The organism is Ruegeria sp. CG8 (assembly GCF_056537165.1).
The window spans coordinates 323,627-343,257 of record NZ_JBQFRA010000003.1; the positions used below are offsets into that span (position 1 = coordinate 323,627).

Below are 19,631 nucleotides of genomic sequence, written 5' to 3' on the forward strand. Positions count from 1 at the left end.
TGAGCTCCCGGTTCCCATGCAGGAACACTGGCACATTCCGAGGGTGCGGGCCAAGTTAATTGGCCTTCATACAACGTGACCTGTGGCATGGCTCCGGTACGCACCGGGGCCGTTCGGGTCAGATCACTTCGAGCAGGCCTTCGCCAGCCGAAATCTCGCAGGCGCCGGGGCTTTCCTCGAGGTTCAGCGCCACGACCTTGCCGTCTTCGACCAGCATCGCATAGCGCTTGGAACGCGCGATCAGGCCAGCGGGCGGGGCGTCGAAATCCATGCCGATCGCCTTGGTGAATTCCGAGGCCGGATCGGCCAGCATGGTCAGCCCGGCCGCAGTTGCTCCCGTGGCCTCGCCCCAGGCCTTCATTACGAAGGGGTCGTTGACCGACACGCAGATGATCTCGTCCACGCCCTTGGCCGCAAACTGGTCCTTGGTGCGCATGAAGCTGGGCACATGGGCCGAGTGGCAGGTGGGGGTGAACGCGCCGGGCACGGCAAAGATCACCACCTTGCGGCCCTTGACCTTGCTGGAGACCCGCACCTCTTCCGGTCCGTCAGCGCCCATCTGGATCAGGGTTGCTTCGGGCAGGGTGTCGCCGGTTGAAATCATCTTCATGCTCCTGTCGATTGAAATTGCAAACTCGCTCCTTGCCGCAATATAGGTGGGCGGGTGGCACAAGCCACGGGAAATCGACAGGGGGCGGACCAGATGAGCCATATCGTCGTGATCGGAGCCGGGCAGGCGGGGTCATCCCTGGTGGCCGGGCTGCGCAAGGGCGGGTTTGAAGGGGCGATCACTCTGATCGGAGCGGAACCCGTGCTGCCCTATCAGCGTCCGCCGCTGTCCAAGGCCTATCTGCTGGGCGAGATGGAGCTTGAACGTCTGTTCCTGCGCCCCGAAAGTTTCTATGCCGAGAATGACATCACCCTTCGGCTGGGTCAGCAGGTGGACGCGATCGACCCGGCGGCCAAGACCGTGACCATCAGCGGTGAGGTGATCTCCTACGACCAGCTTGCCCTGACCACCGGTTCGCATCCGCGCCGCCTGCCTGCCGCCATCGGTGGAGACCTGGCGGGCGTGCATGTGGTGCGCACGCTGGCCGATGTTGACGCGATGGCCCCCGCCGTCACCCAAGGCGCGCGGGCGCTGATCGTGGGCGGCGGTTACATCGGGCTCGAGGCCGCGGCCGTCTGTGCCAAGCGCGGGGTGCAGGTGAAGCTGGTGGAAATGGCCGACCGTATCCTTCAGCGGGTCGCGGCCCGCGAGACCAGCGACTATTTCCGAGCACTACACAACGCGCATGGCGTGGACATCCGCGAAGGCGTGGGGCTGGACCGGATCACCGGCGAGAATGGCAAGGTCACCGGCGCGGTGCTGGGCGACGGGACCGAACTCGAGGTCGATTTCGTGGTGGTCGGCGTGGGCATCGCTCCGGCCACCGAACTGGCCGAAGCGGCCGGGCTTGCCATCGAAAACGGTATCAAAACCGATGTGCAGGGCCGCACCTCTGCCGCCGATATCTGGGCGGCGGGCGATTGCGCCTCGTTCCCCTACAAGGGCCGGCGAATCCGTCTGGAAAGCGTGCCCAACGCCATCGACCAGGCCGAGGTGGTGGCGCAGAACATGCTGGGCGCGGGCAAGGATTACGTGGCCACGCCCTGGTTCTGGTCGGACCAGTATGACGTGAAGCTGCAGATCGCCGGGCTGAACATGGGTTATGACCACGTCGTAACCCGTCCGGGCGAGGGAGCGACCACCTCGTTCTGGTATTACCAGGGCGATCAGCTGCTGGCCGTGGATGCGATGAACGACCCGCGCGCCTATATGGTCGGCAAGCGCCTGATCGACGCGGGAAAAACCGCCGATCCGGCGGTGGTGGCCGACCCCGCAGCGGATCTGAAACCGCTGCTCAAGGCGTGAGGATCATCGCCGGAGACTTCCGGGGCCGGGCGCTGGCCTCGGTCGGCAAGGGGGATGCAGGCGCGCATCTGCGCCCCACCACCGACCGGGTGCGCGAAAGCCTGTTCAACGTGCTGAACCACCTGATCGATTTCGGCGGGCTGCGGGTACTGGACCTGTTCGCCGGCACCGGCGCGCTGGGCCTCGAGGCGCTGTCGCGCGGCGCGTCCCATGTCACCTTCGTCGATGACGGGCGGGTGGCGCAGGGGCTGATCCGCAAGAATATCGACCTGACCCGCAGCGCCGACCGCACCGCCCTGATCCGCCGCGACGCGACGCGGCTGGGCGATAATCCCGAAGCGCCGTTCGACCTGATCTTTCTCGACCCGCCCTATGGCAAGGGAATGGGGCAAAAGGCGCTGGTGGCGGCACTCAAGGGCGGCTGGCTGGCCGATGACACGCTGGTGGTCTGGGAAGAGAACGCCCCGATGGCCCCGCCCGAAGGCTTTACGCTGCACGATGCGCGCAAATACGGCGACACCCATATCTCTCTGATGTGGCGGGACGGAACGCATGCATGATCTGGTAATCTTTGATTGCGACGGTGTCTTGGTCGACAGTGAAACGATCTCCAACCAAGTGATGGTCGACAACCTGGCCGGGTATGGGCTGAACCTGTCGCTGCAGGACTGCATGTCGATGTTCGTGGGCGGCACCATGTCGGGCGTCCGGGACTCGGCTCGCAAGATGGGCGCTGACCTGCCCGATGACTGGACCGAGCAGATCTATGCGCAGATCTATGATGTGCTGCGCGCGGGTGTTCCCGTGATTCCGGGAATCCCCGAGTTGCTGCGCCATCTGGACGAACAGCGCATTCCATTCTGTGTGGCCTCGAACGGGCGGCGCGAGAAGATGCAGATCACCTTGGGCCAGAACGGGCTGTGGGACAGGTTCCAGGGCGCGATCTTCTCGGCCCATGAGGTCGGCAGCGCCAAGCCCGAGCCGGGGTTGTTCCAGACCGCGGCCCGACATTTCGGTGCGAAGTCGCCCGTCGTCATCGAGGACAGTGCGAACGGTGTGACCGCCGCGATTCGGGCCCGGATGAGGTGCCTTGCCTATGCGCCGCATGATGACGGCGCGCGCCTGGCCGGGCTCGGGGCTGAAGTCATCCGTGACATGAAGGACGTGCCGCGGCTTTTGGGTCATTGAAGGGTCTGTGCTAGACTGCGGTCATGGACCGCGCACTTTCACGCCCACTCTGGCCCGCCCGGTTCGAGGCGCAGGCCACCTCAGGACCCGAGCCGCAGCCTCGGCCCGCACCCGTCTTCATTCAGGACGCGGTGACGCCTTGGGGCCCGGACACCCTGCTGCTGAAGCTTCTACGCGATCAGGCCGCCGATCAGGAGGAGTAGGTCGGGTGGAACTTTCCGCCCGGTGACAGGGTAAAGATCTCGACCCCGTCCGCCGTCACACCCACCGAATGCTCGAACTGCGCCGACAGCGACTTGTCGCGGGTCACGGCGGTCCAGTCATCGGCCAGCGTCTTGGTCTCAGGGCGGCCCAGATTCACCATCGGCTCGATGGTGAAAAACATGCCTTCTTCCAGAACCGCGCCGGTGCCCGGGCGGCCATAGTGCAGCACGTTGGGCGGCGCGTGGAACACGCGGCCCAGCCCGTGCCCGCAGAAATCGCGCACCACGCTCATGCGGTGGGCTTCGACATAAGACTGGATCGCGTGGCCAATGTCACCGAAGGTGTTGCCCGGCTTGACCATCTCAATGCCTTTGAACAGGGCGTCGTGCGTCACCTGGATCAGCCGCTCGGCCTTGCGCGGCAGCTTTCCGGCCACATACATGCGCGACGTGTCGCCGAACCAGCCGTCGACGATCACGGTCACGTCGATATTCAGGATGTCGCCATCCTTGAGCTTCTTGTCCCCGGGAATCCCGTGGCAGACCACGTGGTTCACGCTGATGCAGCTGGCGTGCTGATAGCCTTTGTAACCGATGGTGGCCGATTTCGCGCCGGCGTCCTCGACCATCTGGGTGATGATCCGGTCGATCTCGCCAGTGGTCTGGCCGGGAAAGACATGCTCGGCAATATCATCCAGGATGCGCGCCGCCAGAGCCCCTGCCGCGTGCATGCCGGCAAAGTCAGCCTGTTCGTAGATGCGGATACCGTCCTTCGTCAGACGGCCACGATGCTCTTTCATTCGTGCGGGGCTCCAAAAAATTCTGCGCAGCATCCTTTCTACGCTGCTTGTGCAGAAAGTACCAGAGGGCGCAGGGACGCGGGTGCCTGCCCTGATCTGAATTTGGATGCGGGGGGCGAAACGTCAAGGGACGTTGCCGCGTTTTGCTCGGGTGGTCCGGCCCGGCGTCAAAAGGCCTCGACCGATGCCCGGATTTGGGGCCAAATGAATGTACACAGACTCATTTGGTCGGGAAGAGAGGAGCCGGATGAATGTCGCAGAAACGGGAACTGATATCGAATGGAAACCCGATGGAGGCGGTCGTCGGCTTCAGCCGCGCCGTTCGGGTGGGGAATTTCATCGCGGTCGGGGGGACTGCCCCGGTCGATGCGCAAGGCAAGACAGTCGGGGTCGGGGACGTCTATCTGCAGACCAAGCAATGCTTTGAGATCATCAAGGATGCGCTGGAGCGTGCCGGATCGGGTTTGCAGGACATCGTCCGAACCCGCGTGATCCTGACCGATATCGACAATTGGAAGCAGGCGATTGAGGCCCGCAAGCTGTACTGTCTGGGCGCGCGACCCGTGGACACGATCATGGCGATCAACAGGTTCGTAAATCCCGAATGGTTGGTTGAAATCGAGGTCGACGCCGTCGTCCCCGATTGAATTGCTGTGCGGCGGAAATCGACCGGCCTTCAGTCGCTGGAGATCGTCGCCTGCGGCTGAACCCAGACGCCATCCGGTGAGATGCGCGTACCACAGACCACGTGTTCAACCCCATTGGCCCGGGCAGTCGCAAACGCTGCCGCGTAGGCCGGATCGATATCCGCGGCCAACGCGAATTTGCGGCAGTCCGTGCGCTGAACAAGGTAGAGCAGGATGGCCCGGTGTCCTTGCGCGGCCATTTCGGCCAGCTCCCCCAGATGTTTGGTGCCCCGAGCGGTGACGCTGTCGGGGAATTCGGCCAGCCCCGGTTCGCGCGACAGGGTCACGCTTTTGACCTCGACATAGGCGTCGGGCAGCCCGGGTTGCGTCAGCAAAAAGTCGATGCGGCTGTTCTGGCCGTATCTGACCTCGGGCCTCACGGTTTCATAGGCGGCCAATGCGGGGATTTCCCGGGCTTCGAGAGCCGCCCGCAGCGCCCGGTTGGGCACCGAGGTATCGACCCCGGTGAAATGGCCGTTTTCATGATCGACCAGCCGCCAGCCGAATTTGAGCTTTTTCTTCGGGTCTTCATTAGGCTCAAGCCAGATCTTTTCGCCCGGTTCGGCCAGACCCATCATCGAACCCGGATTGGCGCAATGGGCCGTCACCTCGCGCCCGTCCTCAAGCCTGCAATCGGCCAGAAAGCGTTTGTAGCGGCGGATCAGGCGGGCGGGCACAAGAGGGGTTTGAAAGCGCATGGTTCCGGGCCTATACCTGCCGCAAAGGTCGATCAAGAGGAGAGCGTGCCATGCCCAACCCAACCGCTGCAATGCTGGTGATCGGGGATGAAATCCTGTCCGGCCGAACCCGCGACGCCAACATGCATTATCTGGCGCAGGAGCTGACCAAACACGGCATCGATCTGAAAGAGGTCCGCATCGTCAGCGACGAGGCACCGGCGATCGAGGCCGCCGTCACGGCGCTGTCGCAGGGCTATGACCATGTGTTCACCAGCGGGGGCATCGGCCCTACCCATGACGACATCACCGCCGATTGCATCGCCCGCGCGTTCGGGGCGCAAATCGATGTGCGAGACGATGCCCGCGCCCTGCTGCAGGCGCACTACGACCAATCGGGGCTGGAGCTGAACGAAGCGCGCCTGCGCATGGCGCGCATCCCTGACGGGGCAACGCTGATCGACAACCCGGTTTCCACCGCGCCAGGGTTTACACTGGGTAATGTCCATGTGATGGCCGGCGTCCCACTGGTTTTCCAGGCGATGGTAGCCAGCGTGCTGCCCACCCTGACCGGAGGAAAACCGTTGTTGTCGCAGACCTTGCGGGTCAACCGGGGAGAAGGCGACATCGCGGCGACCCTGGCGGCCGTGGCCGAGGAATTCAGCGACGTGTCGATCGGGTGTTACCCGTTCCAGATCAACGGCGTCTTCGGGGCCAACGTGGTTGTTCGGGGCACTGACGGGTCGCGGATCGATGCGGTCACGACGCGACTGGCCAAGGAGCTTGGCCTGTGACGGTAGACTGGGCGGCAGTGGTCGATGGCACCTGGCCCGCCGCATGGTATGAGCAATTGGGTCCGTTTCTGCTGCGCGAAGGGCAGGGCGGTGGATCACGCGTATCGGCGGCCAGCCGTACCGGCCCGGTCAAAGCGACCGACATCGAGGCGGCCGAGGCGGCCATGCTTGCGATGGGCCAAAAGCGCATCTTCTGCCTGCGCCCCCACGACGCGGACCTGGACGAAACCCTCGCACAACGCGGATACGAGGTTCTGGATCCGGTCAACATCTATGCCTGCCCGGTCTCACGGCTGACGGACCAGCCGGTCCCGCCGGTCACGGTGTTCTGCCTGTGGGAGCCGTTGGCAATCATGCGCGAAATCTGGGCCCAAGGTGGCATCGGGCCTGCCCGGCTGGCCGTTATGGACCGAGCAACAGGTCCGAAAACCGGACTGTTGCTGCGTCACCGCGATCAACCGGCCGGCACCGCTTATGTCGCCATACATGATGGCATCGCCATGCTGCACGCGCTTGAGATCGTACCCGCCCACCGACGGCAGGGGCTGGGCCAATGGGCAATGCGCGCCGCGGCCTTTTGGGCGCTGGACAATGGCGCGCATACCCTTAGCGTGATCTGCACCAAGGCCAATACCGGCGCCAACGCGCTCTACCACTCTCTGGGGATGGAGCGCGTCGGAGAGTATCACTATCGCCAGCTGGTCTGAGAGGAGACAGACGTGACCGATCGAGACATGCCCACCGCGCTTGACCTGCCAATGGTGGATCCGCTGCCGCCCGAGACTCAGAAATACTTCGATGTCTGCGTCGAGAAGCTGGGCATGGTCCCGAACGTACTGAAGGCAAACGCCTTTGACATCGACAAGCTGAATGCGTTCACGGGCATGTACAATGACCTGATGCTGGCGGACAGCGGGCTCAGCAAGCTGGAACGTGAGATGATCGCGGTCGTGGTCTCGTCGATCAATCGGTGCTTTTATTGCCTGGTGGCCCATGGTGCCGCCGTGCGGCAGCTGTCAGGTGATCCCAAGCTGGGTGAAATGCTGGTGATGAACTACCGTGTGGCGCCGCTGGATGCCCGCCATCGCGCGATGTTGGACTTCGCCGCCAAGATGACCACCGCCAGCGCCGAGATCGAGGAACCGGACCGCCAGCGCCTGCGCGATGCGGGGTTCACCGACCGCGATATCTGGGACATCGCAAATGTTGCGGGCTTCTTCAACATGTCCAACCGGGTCGCCAGTGCCACGGCGATGGTGCCCAATGACGAGTATCACGCGCAGTTTCGATGACCCGATTTGCTGTCCTTCTTTTCTGTCTGATCGCGGGTCCTGTGGCGGCGCAGGACCTGTCGCTGCCGGCGAGCGCGCGACAAATCAGCCAGCGCGTCAGCCCGTTGGACAGCTACCAATTGCCGACCGGCCCGTTTGCAGACAACGCCGTTCCCGCGCGCACGGTCGAAGGCCGGATCGAGCGCACCACATGGCGCTTGCAGGCCGGATCCAGCACGACGCTGCAGATCCTCGACCCGCTGCGGGATCAGCTCAAGGCGCAGGGTTTCGAGATCGCTTTCGAATGTGAGGCCCGCACTTGCGGTGGGTTCGACTTCCGCTTTGGAACCGAGGTGGTGCCGACGCCCGACATGTATGTGGCAATCAATGACTATCGATTTCTGTCAGCCACTCGTGGAGCCGAAGCCCTGACCTTGCTGATCAGCCGAAACCAGCCCGACGGGTATGTGCAGATGATCCGCGTCACTCCGAAGGGTAAGACCCCACCGCCGCTGGTGGTCGAGGAAACGGTGATTGGCGGCGACGGGCTGGTTGCCAGCCTTGTACGGGATGGACACGTGATACTCGGCGATCTCAGCTTTGAGACGGGCGAGGTCGCCTTGGGGGCCGGGCCATTCGAGTCGCTGGGCCTGCTGGCTGGCTACCTGGCCGAAACCCCCGGCGCGCGGCTGGCGCTGGTTGGGCACACCGACGACACCGGCGACCTGCAGGCCAATATCGAGGTCAGCACGCGCCGCGCTCAGGCTGTCCGTGCGCGATTGATCGAGGCACATGGAGTGGCCGAAGACCGCGTGCAAGCGCAGGGCGTCGGCTACCTCGCCCCGATCGTTTCCAACGCCACCCCGGAAGGGCGCGAACAGAACCGCCGGGTCGAGGCTGTTCTGCTGTTGAACTGACCAAGAAAAAAAGCCCGCGCAACTTGCGCGGGCCGGTCAGTCTTCACTGGGAGGTCTTACCAATCCATCGGACCTTTTTCGGCAAAGGACTCGACAAGGAAATCAATGAACGCCCGCACCTTGGGCTGGGTGAACCGGCCCGGCGGGTACACCGCATAGACGCCCTGAACCTCGTCCGGCAACGATGGCATCGCGTCGACCACCTGGCCGGATTTCAGCGCGTCCGCGTAAAGATAGCTGGGCAGATAAGCGATTCCGAGGCCCGAGATCGCCGCATTCAACAGGGATTGTCCGTCGTTCACGCTCAGCCAACCGGCCGTGCGCACCTGCCTCTTTTCGCCCGAGGGCGCAGTCAACTTCCAGACGTTGCCCGAGGACTGGCTGGAGTAATGCAGCAGCTTGTGTTCGTTGAGGTCATCGATCTTTGCCGGGCGCCCGAACTTCTCGATATAGCTGGGGGCCGCAACCATGCGTTTGACCGTTTCGGTCAGCTTGCGCGCGCGCAGGGTGCTGTCTTCCAGTTCGCCGATACGCACGGCCACGTCGAACCCTTCGGAAATCAGTTCGACATAGCGATTGTTCAAGACCATGTTCACGGTGATGTCGGGATAGGCCGCCAGGAAACCCGAAAGAACGGGTGACAGGTGGTTCACCCCGAAATCAGTGGCCACACTGATGCGCAGCAGACCCGAAGGCGCCGATTGCATCGACGTCACCAGCGCGTCGGCTTCGCCTGCATCATTCAGCACGCGGCGTGCGCGGTCGTAATAAGCCAGCCCGATCTCGGTCGGCGACACGCGGCGCGTCGTGCGGTTCAGCAAACGCGCGCCCAAGCGGGCCTCCAAGCTCGACACGTGCTTTGACACGGCTGATTTGGAAATGCCCATCTTTTTGGCCGCGTCGGTGAAACCACCTTGGTCCACCACGTTGGCGAAGGCCTCCATTTCTGTCAGTCGGTCCATTCTCGTTCCCCAGGTCGTCTGTTCGTTGACCGACCATCGCCTCCAATCTGGGCGGAAACTGGGCAGACATGGGATAATATCAGGGTTTTGAATCGGATCGTTTGCGCTTCGGAAACGCGGAAACAGTGGTTTCCCGCCTGCATCCGCCCCCTGTTTGCGTGTTCTTTTCTGGTAATTTCTCGCAACGTGCTAAAGTCAGAATGGCATTTTTGTGACCAGGGAGGAGATCATGAAAGCCATTCTAGCAACTATTTTTTGCCTGTTTGCTCCCTTGGCCTGGGCCGGAGGGGAGACGCCATCGAACCCGGACGCCGAAGTCTATTTCGTCAACCTGTCGGACGGCGACACGGTAACGTCGCCGGTGACGGTGGTCTTTGGCCTCCGCGGTATGGGCGTTGCGCCAGCCGGGACCGAAAAGGAAAACACCGGCCATCACCATTTGCTGATCGATCGCCCCCCATTTGGTCAGGGTGAGGACGGGGCCGACGAATTGGCCTATGGACTGCCGGCTGATGACAACCACCTGCACTTTGGCGGTGGTCAGACCGAAGTCACGTTGGAGCTTGCCCCCGGGACGCACACGTTGCAACTGGTCCTGGGCGATGCGGGTCATGTGCCTCACGCGACGCCGATCGTTTCCGAGGTGATAACGATCACCGTGGAGTAACCCGTACCGACCAACCGCAGCGCCGGGACCAACCCGCCGACAGCGGCGGGACGGTTTCGGTTTGATTGCATGTGCTTGCCTCGCCTATACACGATCCCGATCAGGGGCGGAGCCATGGTATTTGAATGAACGTTGTTTTTGGGGTCGACCGGAACTTTCTGTATCCCGCATTGCTGTCGGCCTATTCCGTGGTCAAGAACGCCAGCCGGCCTGTTGACGTTACCATTTTCGGTCAGGATTTCACCGCACAGGACATCGCAGCCGTCGAACAGCTGGACCGCGCCGTCGACAACGGCACGGTCCGCTATCGGGAGTTCCAGTCCGAGACGCTCGGCCGATTTTCAGAGTTCAAGACGAAATACCCGAAAATCACGCTGCTGCCGTTGTTTCTGCCAGACTTCATTTCGGGCCGGTGTCTGTTCATTGACGCCGACACTCTTGTGCTGGGCGATGTCTGCGAGTTGCAGGATCTCGACATGAATGGCCACGGGATCGGGGCCTGTGTCGACATGGGATTGGTCACCTTGGGCGAAGGCCGCTTTCTGCGCCCATCCCTGCAGAGTGTTCTGAGACCGGGGCACGAACACCAAAAGTCGGTCACACGCGTTTTGCGCAGCATCCGGTTGGGCTTTCTGCCCGGCGAGAATTACTTCAACGCGGGCATCCTTCTGATGGATTGCGAAGCGATCCGGAATTCACCCGCGGGCAAGGAGCTGGGCAATTTCGACAAGCTGATCCCGCATATCCACGACCTGCCCGAGCAGGATCGGATGAACCAGATTTTTGCGGGCCAGTGGCTCAGACTTCCTCAGCAGTGGAACACGCGGCCGCAGATTTGGTACGACGCTCACAGTCCGAAATTCCGGCATACCTCTGCCGAATTTCGAGACCAACTGAAACAGGCAAGCCAGAACCCGAAGATGTGGCACTATATCGGAGGCAAGAAGCCCTGGAGCGCGAAGCCGGCGTCACAGATTCTGCTGCGCCGCGCCTTTCGAGATTACCAGGAATACCTGGCACTGTTCGAGGACGAGACAGGTCTGACTTTTTCCGTTTAAGGCGGGGAATTGGCTCAACTCTCAAAAAAGCCACTTGGGCATTGCTCGGGTGGCTTTCTTGTGTCTAAGCGCCCGCGCCTTGGGGCAGTGGACGGAACGGGTCTTCCCTAAAGTGCAGCGGCCAGCCGCGTGCCCTGGTTGATCGCCCGCTTGGCGTCCAGTTCGGCCGCCACATCCGCGCCGCCGATCACATGCGGGGTGATCCCGCGTTCGATCAGCACATCGGCCAACGACCGCTCGGGCACCTGTCCGGCACAAAGGACAATCGTATCGGCTTTGATAACCGTCGGTTCCGCGCGCTCTTCTCCGAACGAGACATGCAGCCCATCTTCGTCGATGCGCTCATAGTTCACGCCGCCGACGAAGTTGACATCCTTCATCTTCAGCGTCGCACGGTGGATCCAGCCGGTCGTCTTGCCCAGACCCTTGCCATGCGCCTGTTTCTTGCGCTGCAGCAGGGTAACCTGCCGCTTGGGCGCCTCGGGCTGGGGGCCTTCGGGCGCCAGGCCTGAGCGGTGCTGTTCAGGGTCGGCGACGCCCCATTCCTTCATCCACAAGGGCAGGTCTGTGGTGGGCGAATGGCCCTCCTCCAGCAGGTATTCCGACACGTCGAACCCAATGCCGCCCGCGCCGATCACCGCAACCGATTTGCCCACCGGGGCCTTGTCGCGCAGCACGTCGATATAGTTCACGACATTGTCGCGGTCCTCGCCCGGGATCTGCGGGTCGCGCGGGTTGACGCCGGTGGCGATCACCACCTCGTCGAACCCGGTCAGATCGTCGGCGCCGACCTCGCGGCCCAGTTCGAGCTTTACGCCCAGATCGTCCAACATGGTGCGATACCAGTCCACCAGACCCCAGAACTCTTCCTTGCCCGGCACCTGCTTGGCCAGGTTCAGCTGGCCGCCGATCTCGTCGGCCTTGTCGAACACGGTCACGTCATGGCCGCGCTGGGCGGCGGTCATCGCGGTGGACAGGCCCGCCGGGCCCGCGCCCACGATGGCCACGCGCTTGGGCGTGGCGGCCTTTTCGATCACCAGCTCGGTCTCGTGGCAGGCGCGCGGGTTCACCAAGCACGAGGTCAGCTTGCCGCTGAACGTGTGATCCAGACAGGCCTGGTTGCAGGCGATGCAGGGCGCGATCTTGGCCGATTCACCAGCCATCGCCTTGGCCACGAAATCCGCATCCGCCAGCATCGGCCGCGCCAACGAGACCATGTCGGCACAGCCGGTCGACAGCACTTCTTCGGCCACTTCGGGCGTGTTGATCCGGTTCGAGGTGATGACTGGAATCCCCACCTTGCCCATCAGCTTCTTCGTCACCCAGGCAAAGGCCGCGCGCGGGACGCTGGTGGCGATTGTGGGAATCCGCGCCTCGTGCCAGCCGATGCCAGTGTTGATGATCGTCGCCCCGGCCTTCTCGACCGCTTGCGCCAGTTGCACCACCTCTTCATGGGTCGAGCCATTGGGCACAAGGTCGATCATCGACAGGCGGTAGATGATGATGAAATCGGTGCCCACCGCCTCGCGGGTGCGGCGCACGATTTCCAGCGGCAGGCGCATCCGGTTCTCATAGGACCCGCCCCAGCGGTCGGTGCGCTTGTTGGTATGGGTCACCAGGAACTGGTTGATGAAATACCCCTCGGACCCCATGATCTCGACCCCGTCATAGCCCGCCTTCTGGGCCAGCACGGCGGCGTTAACGATGTCACTGATCTGCTTCTCGATGCCCTCTTCGTCCAACTCGTTGGGGGGGAAGGGCGAGATCGGCGATTTCACTGGGCTGGGGGCCACGCATTTCGGCCCATAGGCATAGCGGCCCGCATGCAGGATCTGCATGGCGATCTTGCCGCCCGCCTGATGCACCCGGTCGGTGACGACGGAATGATTGGCCACATCCTTGTCGCTGGCCATCATCGCAGCGCCGGGCAGGACCGAGCCTTCGAGGTTCGGCCCGATGCCGCCCGTCACCATCAGCGCCACGCCACCGCGTGCGCGCGAGGCATAGAATTCGGCCACCCGGTTCCAGTCGCCGGTTTCCTCCAGCCCGGTATGCATCGAGCCCATCAGGACCCGGTTCTTCAACGTGGTAAAGCCCAGATCCAGCGGGGCCAGCAGGTTCGGGTACGCAGTCATCTTGAAACTCTCCCTCAATTCGGGGCCGACAATCGCGCCGCACCGCGCCGGTGTCACGCGAAACCTGACGTCACCCCCTTTGCCGCCGCTTTGCCAGTTGCTACAGCTTGGCCAACCACATCACGAGGCCCGCCCATGACCCCAGAACAGATCGCCAAACTGCCCTACCGCCCCTGCGTGGGCCTGATGCTGATGAACGATCAGGGCCAGATCTTCGTCGGCCAGCGCAACGACCGGTTCGAGGACGCCTGGCAGATGCCCCAGGGCGGCGTGGACGAGGGTGAATCTCCGCGCGCGGCGGCCCTGCGCGAATTGCAGGAGGAAATCGGCGTCACCCCCGACCTCGTGGAAATCGTGGCCGAGACCGACGGCTGGCTGCCCTATGACCTGCCGCACGACATCGTGCCCCACATCTGGAAGGGCCGTTATCGTGGGCAGGAGCAGAAATGGTTCCTGCTGCGGTTCCTGGGGACCGACGACCAGATCGACATTCAGACCGACCACCCCGAGTTCACCCGCTGGAAATGGCAGGACCCGGAACGGTTGATCGCCGAGATCGTGCCCTTCAAGCGCGAGGTCTACGAGCGCGTCATGGAGGCTTTTCGTGGGTATCTGCGCTAAATCGGGCCGCCGCAACTCCGCTCCGGCGTCCCGGCTCAGGCATTCTGTTTTGCGTAGACAGGCGTGCCGTCGGGCTCATAGCCTATGACGCCCGGCTCCCACCACCAGATCGGGTTTGCCTTGAAACTGTCGCGCGCATCCAGCCGGTCGAGCAGAGCCGAAACCTTGCCGTACCTGTCCAGCTCCAGATCCAACCCAAGCGGCCGGGCCTGCACGAAACGCACATGGGCGGCCAGAAAAATGTCCTGCATCGACAGGTAGCCCGGCACGAATCCGTCCTCGCCGGTCAGCCGGTCCTCCAGCCATCCCAGGATGTGGCTCAGCTTCTCGGCCGACCGCTGCAGATGCGCGTTCCGGTCCACGCTGACGCCGGACCATTTCATTTGCGAGATGGTCGTGGCCGCGTTTCCGAAGGTCTGGATGGTCGAGAACACCAGCTTGTCCTGCCACTGCGCGTCCCCGGGCCGATAGGCAAAGGGCGCCAGCTTGGGCGCAGCCTCCGGCCTGTCCGGATAGGTCGCCAGCAGGTATTCGACGATGGTGCCGCTTTCCCACAGCACAAGATCGCCATCCCAGAATGTCGGCACCTGCAATGTCGGAGTTGCCTGCGCGCGTTGCTCGGCGCTGGGCGTGGTGATCTCCTCTCGCCTTTCGAAATCCAGCGAAAGCTCGTCCAGAACGATCCTGACCGCCCGTGCAAATGGCGATCCCGTCGTGAACAGCATTGCTCTCATGACAGCCTCCCATTTTTTTGATGCCGAGAGCATAGCGACGTTCGGGCCAAGCCCGCCAGAAAAATCGGCGGGTCGCCTGCCTGAAAGCCAGTGTCAACACACACTGTTTCGTCGGTGGTTCCCGGGTGGACCGCGCGCATCGACTGCGCACACCTGCCGCACTTGACCCGGTGCATAAATCGGCGCAAATCTGGCGCGTTTCCCGGGCCGCGCAGCAGTAGCGGCCTTTTGCGGATGGTGGATTTCATGCGCCAGCCAAAGATTCTGACGACGCTCAAAACCTATGACATGGCTCAGTTTACGGCGGATCTGATCGCCGGGATTTCGGTTGCCATGGTGGCCCTGCCGCTGAGCCTGGCGATCGCCATCGCCTCGGGCGCGGACCCGGCGCAGGGGTTGGTCACGGCCATCGTCGCGGGGTTCGTCATTTCGGCGCTGGGGGGCAGCCGGGTCCAGATCGGAGGCCCGACCGGCGCCTTCATCGTGGTGGTGTTCGGCGTGATTGCCGAACACGGATATGACGGGTTGGTCATGGCCACCTTCATGGCGGGGTTCATCCTGCTGATCGCGGGTTATTTCCGGGCCGGGCGATTGATCTCATTCGTGCCCGAGGCCGTTGTCAACGGCTTTACCATCGGCATCGCCGTCATCATCGCCACCAGCCAGATCAAGGATTTCTTCGGCCTGTCGATTCAAAATCTGCCCGCCGAATTTCTTGAGAAAGTACCCGCGCTATGGGACGCGCGCGACACGCTGAACCTGCCGGCCACGGGAATCGCCCTGCTGGCGGCCGTTCTGATCGTGGCCTTTCGCCGGATCGCGCCACGATTTCCGGGGCTGATCATTGCGGTGGGCGTTGCTTCGGCGCTGGTCGCGTTGATGGGGCTGGGGGTCGACACGATCCATTCGCGGTTCGGTGATCTGCCCTCGACCCTGCCTGTGCCCCAGCTGCCCGACCTCTCGCTGTCGCGCTTTGTCGAGCTGTTCCCCTCGGCGGTCGTGATCGCCTTTCTGGCGGGGGTGGAATCGCTGCTTTCGGCCATGGTCGCCGACCGGATGATCGGTGGGCAGCACAGGCCCAACGCCGAGTTGACGGCGCAGGGTGCGGCCAACATCGCCTCGGCCCTGTTCGGAGGGTTGCCGGCCACCGGGGCCATCGCGCGCACGGCGACGAACGTCAAGGCGGGCGGCAAGACGCCGGTTGCGGGCATCATCCACGCGCTGACGATCCTGCTGATCATGCTGGTTGCGGCCCCGGCGGCGGGCTATCTGGCCATGCCGGCATTGGCCGCGCTGCTGATGATCACGGCCTGGAACATGAGCGAGCCGCACAAATGGGGCGAATACGCCCGCGCCCGACCCAGCGACCGGGCGCTGCTGGTTCTGACCATGGTGCTGACCGTCTTCATCGACCTGACGGTGGCCATCGGCGTCGGCGTGGCCATCGGCCTTGCCCTGCGGCTCAGCCGGCGCGAGTCGGTCCAGACGGACTGGACCCCGCCAGACCGGTAAGGAACTCACGCGCCCTCAACTGAACAGGTTAAATGGGCGGCCGACCACCGGCGCTATATGGCCGGTTGCTGAATTTTGGTGTGCAAAGCACGGCGAACCTGTGCGTGGTGCCGGAGAACACCCGAACTACCCCCAAGCTCACCTGCTGGTTTCGGCGGGACCCCGACGGCTTGATTGCCCAGTTCCTGCCTTTGAAGCGGTGAGCCTTTGAGCGGGTGCCCCCGCTCAAACCAACCCTTCGTCCCGCAGCAGTTCCAGCATGTTCGCCTCGGGGCGCGGGCCGATATGGCTGATTACTTCTCGGGCGCAGACGTTGCCTATTCTGGCGCAGGTTTCATAGTCGCGGCCCGTCGCCATGCCGAACAGGAATCCGGCGGCGAACTGGTCGCCCGCGCCGGTGGCGTCCACCGGCACCACTTTCTCGACCGGTACATCGATGCGCGTGCCGTCGTGCAGAACCGTCACCCCATCGCCCGAGCGGGTGCAGACCACCAGCGGGCAGATCGCAGCGGTCTTGGCCAGCGCCTCTTCCAGGTCGTCGGTCTCGAACAGCGATTTGATCTCGGCCTCGTTGCCGATCACGAAATCCAGCTCGTGTTCGATCAGCAGCAGGAAATCGGTGCGGTGACGCTCGACGCAGAACGGGTCGGAGATAGCGATGCCGGTCTTGCCGCCGCCGTTGCGACAGTCGCGCGCGGCCTCCAGGAAGGCGGTCTTGCCCTTCTCCTTGTCGAACAGATACCCCTCGAGGAACATGATCTGGCTGTTGCCCGCCACTTCGGCCGGCACGTCGGCCGAGGACAGTTCCGAGGAAATCCCCAGATAGGTGTTCATCGACCGTTCGCCATCGGGCGAGACGAAGATCATCGAGCGCGAGGTCGGCAGTTCGCCCCCCGGCACGGGCGGGTTTACGAAATCCACGCCGTCCTCGTTCATCGCATCGGCATAGAACCGGCCCAGCGCATCATCATGCACCCGCCCGATGAAGGCCGCGTCCAGACCCAGCGCTCCTGCGCCCGCGATGGTGTTGGCCACCGACCCGCCCGGCGTCTGCACCCGGTTTTCCATGGCCGCATACAGCACCTCGCCGCGTTCCCGTTCGATCAGCTGCATGATGCCCTTCTCGATCCCCATCATCTCGAGAAAGCTGTCGTCGGCCTGAGAGATGACGTCCACAACGGCGTTGCCGATGCCGGTCAGGTGATAGGTTTTCATAGGGTCTTGTCCTCGAATTGGCACAGGTCGCGGATCAGGCAGGTGCCGCATTGCGGCTTGCGCGCCTTGCAGTGGTACCGGCCGTGCAGGATCAGCCAGTGATGGGCGTGAAGCTGAAAGTCCACGGGAATATTGTCTTCGATGGCGCGTTCCACGGCATCCACATCCTTGCCGGGGCAGATACCCGTGCGGTTGCCGACGCGAAAGATATGGGTGTCCACCGCCTGCGCCGGGTATCGCCACCACATGTTCAGCACCACGTTCGCGGTCTTGCGCCCGACGCCCGGCAGCGACTGCAGTGCGGCGCGCGAGTTGGGCACCTCGCCGCCGTAGTCCTCGACCAGGATGCGCGACATCTTGATGACGTTCTTGGCCTTCTGGCGGAACAGGCCGATGGTCTTGATATGCTCGATCAGCCCCTCTTCGCCGAGGTCGAGCATCTTCTGCGGCGTGTCCGCGATCTTGAACAGCGCGCGGGTGGCCTTGTTGACGCCCGCATCGGTCGCCTGCGCCGACAGCGCCACGGCGACGACCAGCGTGTACACGTTCACGTGCTCAAGCTCGCCCTTGGGTTCGGGGTCGGCCTGCTGGAACCGGGTAAAGATCTCGCGGATCGTGTGATAATCAAGCTGCTTTGCCATCCGGGCCTTAATGCCGCCCGCGGTGCCGGGTGACAAGCCCAAAGCCCGCTGCACCGGCAATGCGCAAGTTTCGGGTCGCACGGTCGGGCCCAGCGCGGCTAGGATGGGGCAAGCCACAGCAAGGTGAATGCCATGAACGTCCAGACATCCGAATCCGGTTACCACTACAACGTGATGCGGCGCGCGATCGATCTGATCGACCAGGGCGGCGAGTCGCTGTCGCTGGAAGAACTGGCCCGCCAGATGGACATGAGCCCCGCCCATTTTCAGCGCCTGTTCTCGCGCTGGACGGGCGTGTCGCCGAAACGCTACCAGCAATACCTGACGCTGGGCCATGCCAAGGCGCTGCTGCGCGAGCGGTTTACCACGCTGGAGACCGCACATAGTGTCGGTCTGTCCGGCAGCGGCCGCCTGCACGACCTGTTCCTGAAATGGGAGGCGATGAGCCCCGGCGAATATGCCCGCAAGGGGGCCGGGCTGACCCTCTATTGGGGCTGGTTCGAAAGCCCCTTTGGCCCGGCGCTGGTGATGGGGACGGCCAAGGGCATCTGCGGCATGGCCTTTGCCGCCGAGACCGGCGAAGAGGCCGCGATGCAGGACATGCTGTCGCGCTGGCCTTTGGCCGACTTTGTCGAGGATCCGATGCGCCTGCGCCCGTGGGTCCTGTCGGCCTTTGGCGCGGCCAGTGACCGGCTTGAACCAACACCACTGTACCTGATCGGCTCACCCTTGCAGATCAAGGTGTGGGAGGCGCTGATGCAGATCCCCTCGGGCCAGGTGACCACCTATTCTCAGATCGCGCAGGCCGTGGGCACGCCGCAGGCGGTGCGGGCGGTGGGCACGGCGGTGGGCCGCAACCCGGTCAGTTGGCTGATCCCCTGCCACCGCGCGCTGCGCAAATCGGGGGGGCTGGGCGGCTATCACTGGGGGTTGCCCGTCAAACGCGCCATGCTGGCCTATGAGGCGGCGCAGGCCGATGCCTGATTGACTTGGGGTTCCGCGCCTGCCACAAGGCACGCAGGTTCGGGTCTCCTGCCGCTCGCGGCCTTATGGCTTTGGTGAAACCCGGTTCAAACCACATCTGTTGCCCTTTCCCGGCGCGCGGATGGCAAGGCGAGCCCCGTCCAATACTCGCGCCCGTTCATGGAAACGAGGCAAGACATGACACAGACCCAAAACATCGCCCCAGTAGGCGAGCTGAAAGTGCAGGCCAAACGCCTGCGCGAGAAACTGCGTGGCGCCGGCGTGGCCCTGAGCTATGCGCAATCGCTTGAGATGATCGCCCATCAGCACGGCGCGCGCGACTGGAACACGCTGCACGCGATGGCCGGAAACCGGCTGCACCTGAAGGTCGGAGACCGCGTGCGGGGCACCTATCTGGGCCAGCCCTTCACCGGGGAAATCCGGGGCCTGACGATGCTGGGCGACGGTGCGCAGCGGCGGATCACGCTGCAGTTCGACACCCCGGTCGACGTGGTGACCTTTGACAGCTTCTCGGCCTTTCGCCAGCGCGTCAGCGGCCAGATCGGCTGGGACGGACGGTCGGCCCGTCACACGTCGAACGGCGAACCACAACTGGTGGTGCGCCCGGCCTGACGCAAACGGGGCAAGGTGCCTGTCCGCGCCTTGCCCCGC

23 protein-coding genes are annotated in these 19,631 nt (G+C 63.5%); 15 read left to right on the forward strand and 8 right to left on the reverse strand.

Annotated elements, in window-relative coordinates; all coding sequences use genetic code 11:
• Positions 1 to 118 precede the first annotated feature (118 nt).
• Positions 119 to 604 (reverse strand): peroxiredoxin, encoded by a 486-nt coding sequence (locus tag ACR0EF_RS11730; protein ID WP_170360950.1) that lies wholly within the window; start codon positions 602 to 604, stop codon positions 119 to 121.
• Positions 605 to 703: 99 nt separating this feature from the next.
• Between ACR0EF_RS11730 and ACR0EF_RS11735 the strand changes: the two genes are divergently transcribed.
• From ACR0EF_RS11735 to ACR0EF_RS11750, 4 genes are read left to right on the forward strand one after another with little or no spacing between them, the layout of a single operon-like run.
• Positions 704 to 1,915 carry an NAD(P)/FAD-dependent oxidoreductase gene (locus ACR0EF_RS11735; protein WP_170372873.1) on the forward strand — a complete coding sequence of 404 codons (1,212 nt, stop codon included), beginning with the start codon at positions 704 to 706 and terminating at the stop codon, positions 1,913 to 1,915.
• Positions 1,912 to 2,475: a 16S rRNA (guanine(966)-N(2))-methyltransferase RsmD gene (gene rsmD, locus ACR0EF_RS11740; RefSeq protein WP_170372874.1), complete on the forward strand. Its 564-nt coding sequence runs from the start codon at positions 1,912 to 1,914 to the stop codon at positions 2,473 to 2,475. The genes ACR0EF_RS11735 and rsmD overlap by 4 nt, the downstream gene beginning before the upstream one ends.
• Positions 2,468 to 3,103 carry an HAD family hydrolase gene (locus ACR0EF_RS11745; protein ID WP_170372877.1) on the forward strand — a complete coding sequence of 212 codons (636 nt, stop codon included), beginning with the start codon at positions 2,468 to 2,470 and terminating at the stop codon, positions 3,101 to 3,103. The genes rsmD and ACR0EF_RS11745 overlap by 8 nt, the downstream gene beginning before the upstream one ends.
• 23 nt (positions 3,104 to 3,126) lie before the next feature.
• Positions 3,127 to 3,306 (forward strand): hypothetical protein, encoded by a 180-nt coding sequence (locus tag ACR0EF_RS11750; protein ID WP_093964114.1) that lies wholly within the window; start codon positions 3,127 to 3,129, stop codon positions 3,304 to 3,306.
• On the opposite strand, the gene map is transcribed toward ACR0EF_RS11750, so the two are convergent.
• Positions 3,294 to 4,106 (reverse strand): type I methionyl aminopeptidase, encoded by an 813-nt coding sequence (map, locus tag ACR0EF_RS11755; RefSeq protein ID WP_170360548.1) that lies wholly within the window; start codon positions 4,104 to 4,106, stop codon positions 3,294 to 3,296. The genes ACR0EF_RS11750 and map overlap by 13 nt on opposite strands.
• Before the next feature lie 251 nt (positions 4,107 to 4,357).
• On the opposite strand from map, the gene ACR0EF_RS11760 reads away from it, so the two are divergent.
• Complete coding sequence (locus ACR0EF_RS11760; protein WP_254429964.1) at positions 4,358 to 4,753, forward strand: RidA family protein; 396 nt, start codon at positions 4,358 to 4,360, stop codon at positions 4,751 to 4,753.
• Positions 4,754 to 4,782: 29 nt separating this feature from the next.
• Here the strand turns inward: ACR0EF_RS11760 and sfsA are convergent, their stop codons facing one another.
• Positions 4,783 to 5,490, reverse strand: coding sequence for a DNA/RNA nuclease SfsA (gene sfsA, locus ACR0EF_RS11765; RefSeq protein ID WP_170372879.1), 708 nt, complete (start codon positions 5,488 to 5,490; stop codon positions 4,783 to 4,785).
• Between the two features lie 50 nt (positions 5,491 to 5,540).
• Between sfsA and ACR0EF_RS11770 the strand changes: the two genes are divergently transcribed.
• The 4 genes from ACR0EF_RS11770 to ACR0EF_RS11785 are packed head-to-tail and all read left to right on the forward strand — an operon-like array spanning position 5,541 to position 8,451.
• Positions 5,541 to 6,263 carry a competence/damage-inducible protein A gene (locus tag ACR0EF_RS11770; RefSeq protein WP_170372881.1) on the forward strand — a complete coding sequence of 241 codons (723 nt, stop codon included), beginning with the start codon at positions 5,541 to 5,543 and terminating at the stop codon, positions 6,261 to 6,263.
• Entirely contained in the window at positions 6,260 to 6,970 is a 711-nt protein-coding gene (locus ACR0EF_RS11775) for a GNAT family N-acetyltransferase (protein WP_170372884.1), read from the forward strand. Before ACR0EF_RS11770 ends, ACR0EF_RS11775 begins: the two co-directional genes overlap by 4 nt.
• Before the next feature lie 12 nt (positions 6,971 to 6,982).
• Positions 6,983 to 7,555: a peroxidase-related enzyme gene (locus tag ACR0EF_RS11780; RefSeq protein WP_170372886.1), complete on the forward strand. Its 573-nt coding sequence runs from the start codon at positions 6,983 to 6,985 to the stop codon at positions 7,553 to 7,555.
• On the forward strand, positions 7,552 to 8,451 hold the full coding sequence (locus tag ACR0EF_RS11785) for an OmpA family protein (RefSeq protein ID WP_170372888.1): 900 nt from the start codon (positions 7,552 to 7,554) through the stop codon (positions 8,449 to 8,451). The genes ACR0EF_RS11780 and ACR0EF_RS11785 overlap by 4 nt, the downstream gene beginning before the upstream one ends.
• A 56-nt stretch (positions 8,452 to 8,507) precedes the next feature.
• Here ACR0EF_RS11785 and ACR0EF_RS11790 read toward each other — a convergent pair whose 3' ends face one another.
• Complete coding sequence (locus ACR0EF_RS11790) at positions 8,508 to 9,413, reverse strand: LysR family transcriptional regulator (protein ID WP_093964122.1); 906 nt, start codon at positions 9,411 to 9,413, stop codon at positions 8,508 to 8,510.
• 229 nt (positions 9,414 to 9,642) lie between these two features.
• Here ACR0EF_RS11790 and ACR0EF_RS11795 point away from each other — a divergent pair, with 229 nt between their 5' ends.
• Positions 9,643 to 10,080 (forward strand): DUF4399 domain-containing protein, encoded by a 438-nt coding sequence (locus ACR0EF_RS11795; RefSeq protein WP_170372890.1) that lies wholly within the window; start codon positions 9,643 to 9,645, stop codon positions 10,078 to 10,080.
• A gap of 125 nt (positions 10,081 to 10,205) precedes the next feature.
• Positions 10,206 to 11,138, forward strand: coding sequence for a glycosyltransferase family 8 protein (locus ACR0EF_RS11800; RefSeq protein ID WP_170372892.1), 933 nt, complete (start codon positions 10,206 to 10,208; stop codon positions 11,136 to 11,138).
• Between the two features lie 107 nt (positions 11,139 to 11,245).
• Here the strand turns inward: ACR0EF_RS11800 and ACR0EF_RS11805 are convergent, their stop codons facing one another.
• Positions 11,246 to 13,273 (reverse strand): NADPH-dependent 2,4-dienoyl-CoA reductase, encoded by a 2,028-nt coding sequence (locus ACR0EF_RS11805; protein ID WP_170370259.1) that lies wholly within the window; start codon positions 13,271 to 13,273, stop codon positions 11,246 to 11,248.
• A gap of 135 nt (positions 13,274 to 13,408) precedes the next feature.
• On the opposite strand from ACR0EF_RS11805, the gene ACR0EF_RS11810 reads away from it, so the two are divergent.
• Positions 13,409 to 13,894, forward strand: a complete 486-nt coding sequence (locus ACR0EF_RS11810) for an RNA pyrophosphohydrolase (protein ID WP_170341971.1) — start codon at positions 13,409 to 13,411, stop codon at positions 13,892 to 13,894.
• A 35-nt stretch (positions 13,895 to 13,929) separates the two neighbouring features.
• On the opposite strand, the gene ACR0EF_RS11815 is transcribed toward ACR0EF_RS11810, so the two are convergent.
• Complete coding sequence (locus ACR0EF_RS11815; RefSeq protein ID WP_170364121.1) at positions 13,930 to 14,628, reverse strand: glutathione S-transferase family protein; 699 nt, start codon at positions 14,626 to 14,628, stop codon at positions 13,930 to 13,932.
• A 246-nt stretch (positions 14,629 to 14,874) separates the two neighbouring features.
• On the opposite strand from ACR0EF_RS11815, the gene ACR0EF_RS11820 reads away from it, so the two are divergent.
• Positions 14,875 to 16,140: a SulP family inorganic anion transporter gene (locus tag ACR0EF_RS11820; protein WP_170370258.1), complete on the forward strand. Its 1,266-nt coding sequence runs from the start codon at positions 14,875 to 14,877 to the stop codon at positions 16,138 to 16,140.
• A gap of 225 nt (positions 16,141 to 16,365) precedes the next feature.
• Here ACR0EF_RS11820 and ACR0EF_RS11825 read toward each other — a convergent pair whose 3' ends face one another.
• Positions 16,366 to 17,355, reverse strand: a complete 990-nt coding sequence (locus ACR0EF_RS11825; RefSeq protein WP_170370257.1) for an adenosine kinase — start codon at positions 17,353 to 17,355, stop codon at positions 16,366 to 16,368.
• Complete coding sequence (gene nth, locus ACR0EF_RS11830; RefSeq protein WP_170360575.1) at positions 17,352 to 17,996, reverse strand: endonuclease III; 645 nt, start codon at positions 17,994 to 17,996, stop codon at positions 17,352 to 17,354. Before nth ends, ACR0EF_RS11825 begins: the two co-directional genes overlap by 4 nt.
• A gap of 132 nt (positions 17,997 to 18,128) precedes the next feature.
• On the opposite strand from nth, the gene ACR0EF_RS11835 reads away from it, so the two are divergent.
• On the forward strand, positions 18,129 to 18,980 hold the full coding sequence (locus ACR0EF_RS11835; protein ID WP_170370256.1) for a bifunctional helix-turn-helix domain-containing protein/methylated-DNA--[protein]-cysteine S-methyltransferase: 852 nt from the start codon (positions 18,129 to 18,131) through the stop codon (positions 18,978 to 18,980).
• A 177-nt stretch (positions 18,981 to 19,157) separates the two neighbouring features.
• On the forward strand, positions 19,158 to 19,592 hold the full coding sequence (locus tag ACR0EF_RS11840) for a glyoxalase superfamily protein (RefSeq protein WP_170372894.1): 435 nt from the start codon (positions 19,158 to 19,160) through the stop codon (positions 19,590 to 19,592).
• Positions 19,593 to 19,631: the final 39 nt, after the last annotated feature.

Excerpts from the sequence above, each read along its gene's own strand:
- ACR0EF_RS11810 (WP_170341971.1), top strand. The coding sequence starts at position 13,409 with ATGACCCCAGAACAGATCGCCAAACTGCCCTACCGCCCCTGCGTGGGC.
- ACR0EF_RS11760 (WP_254429964.1), top strand. The coding sequence starts at position 4,358 with ATGTCGCAGAAACGGGAACTGATATCGAATGGAAACCCGATGGAGGCG.
- ACR0EF_RS11745 (WP_170372877.1), top strand. The coding sequence starts at position 2,468 with ATGCATGATCTGGTAATCTTTGATTGCGACGGTGTCTTGGTCGACAGT.
- map (WP_170360548.1), bottom strand. The coding sequence starts at position 4,106 with ATGAAAGAGCATCGTGGCCGTCTGACGAAGGACGGTATCCGCATCTAC.
- ACR0EF_RS11840 (WP_170372894.1), top strand. The coding sequence starts at position 19,158 with ATGACACAGACCCAAAACATCGCCCCAGTAGGCGAGCTGAAAGTGCAG.
- ACR0EF_RS11820 (WP_170370258.1), top strand. The coding sequence starts at position 14,875 with ATGCGCCAGCCAAAGATTCTGACGACGCTCAAAACCTATGACATGGCT.
- ACR0EF_RS11735 (WP_170372873.1), top strand. The coding sequence starts at position 704 with ATGAGCCATATCGTCGTGATCGGAGCCGGGCAGGCGGGGTCATCCCTG.
- nth (WP_170360575.1), bottom strand. The coding sequence starts at position 17,996 with ATGGCAAAGCAGCTTGATTATCACACGATCCGCGAGATCTTTACCCGG.
- ACR0EF_RS11825 (WP_170370257.1), bottom strand. The coding sequence starts at position 17,355 with ATGAAAACCTATCACCTGACCGGCATCGGCAACGCCGTTGTGGACGTC.
- sfsA (WP_170372879.1), bottom strand. The coding sequence starts at position 5,490 with ATGCGCTTTCAAACCCCTCTTGTGCCCGCCCGCCTGATCCGCCGCTAC.
- ACR0EF_RS11785 (WP_170372888.1), top strand. The coding sequence starts at position 7,552 with ATGACCCGATTTGCTGTCCTTCTTTTCTGTCTGATCGCGGGTCCTGTG.
- ACR0EF_RS11790 (WP_093964122.1), bottom strand. The coding sequence starts at position 9,413 with ATGGACCGACTGACAGAAATGGAGGCCTTCGCCAACGTGGTGGACCAA.
- ACR0EF_RS11815 (WP_170364121.1), bottom strand. The coding sequence starts at position 14,628 with ATGAGAGCAATGCTGTTCACGACGGGATCGCCATTTGCACGGGCGGTC.
- ACR0EF_RS11835 (WP_170370256.1), top strand. The coding sequence starts at position 18,129 with ATGAACGTCCAGACATCCGAATCCGGTTACCACTACAACGTGATGCGG.
- ACR0EF_RS11750 (WP_093964114.1), top strand. The coding sequence starts at position 3,127 with ATGGACCGCGCACTTTCACGCCCACTCTGGCCCGCCCGGTTCGAGGCG.
- ACR0EF_RS11730 (WP_170360950.1), bottom strand. The coding sequence starts at position 604 with ATGATTTCAACCGGCGACACCCTGCCCGAAGCAACCCTGATCCAGATG.
- ACR0EF_RS11770 (WP_170372881.1), top strand. The coding sequence starts at position 5,541 with ATGCCCAACCCAACCGCTGCAATGCTGGTGATCGGGGATGAAATCCTG.
- ACR0EF_RS11800 (WP_170372892.1), top strand. The coding sequence starts at position 10,206 with ATGAACGTTGTTTTTGGGGTCGACCGGAACTTTCTGTATCCCGCATTG.
- ACR0EF_RS11795 (WP_170372890.1), top strand. The coding sequence starts at position 9,643 with ATGAAAGCCATTCTAGCAACTATTTTTTGCCTGTTTGCTCCCTTGGCC.
- ACR0EF_RS11805 (WP_170370259.1), bottom strand. The coding sequence starts at position 13,273 with ATGACTGCGTACCCGAACCTGCTGGCCCCGCTGGATCTGGGCTTTACC.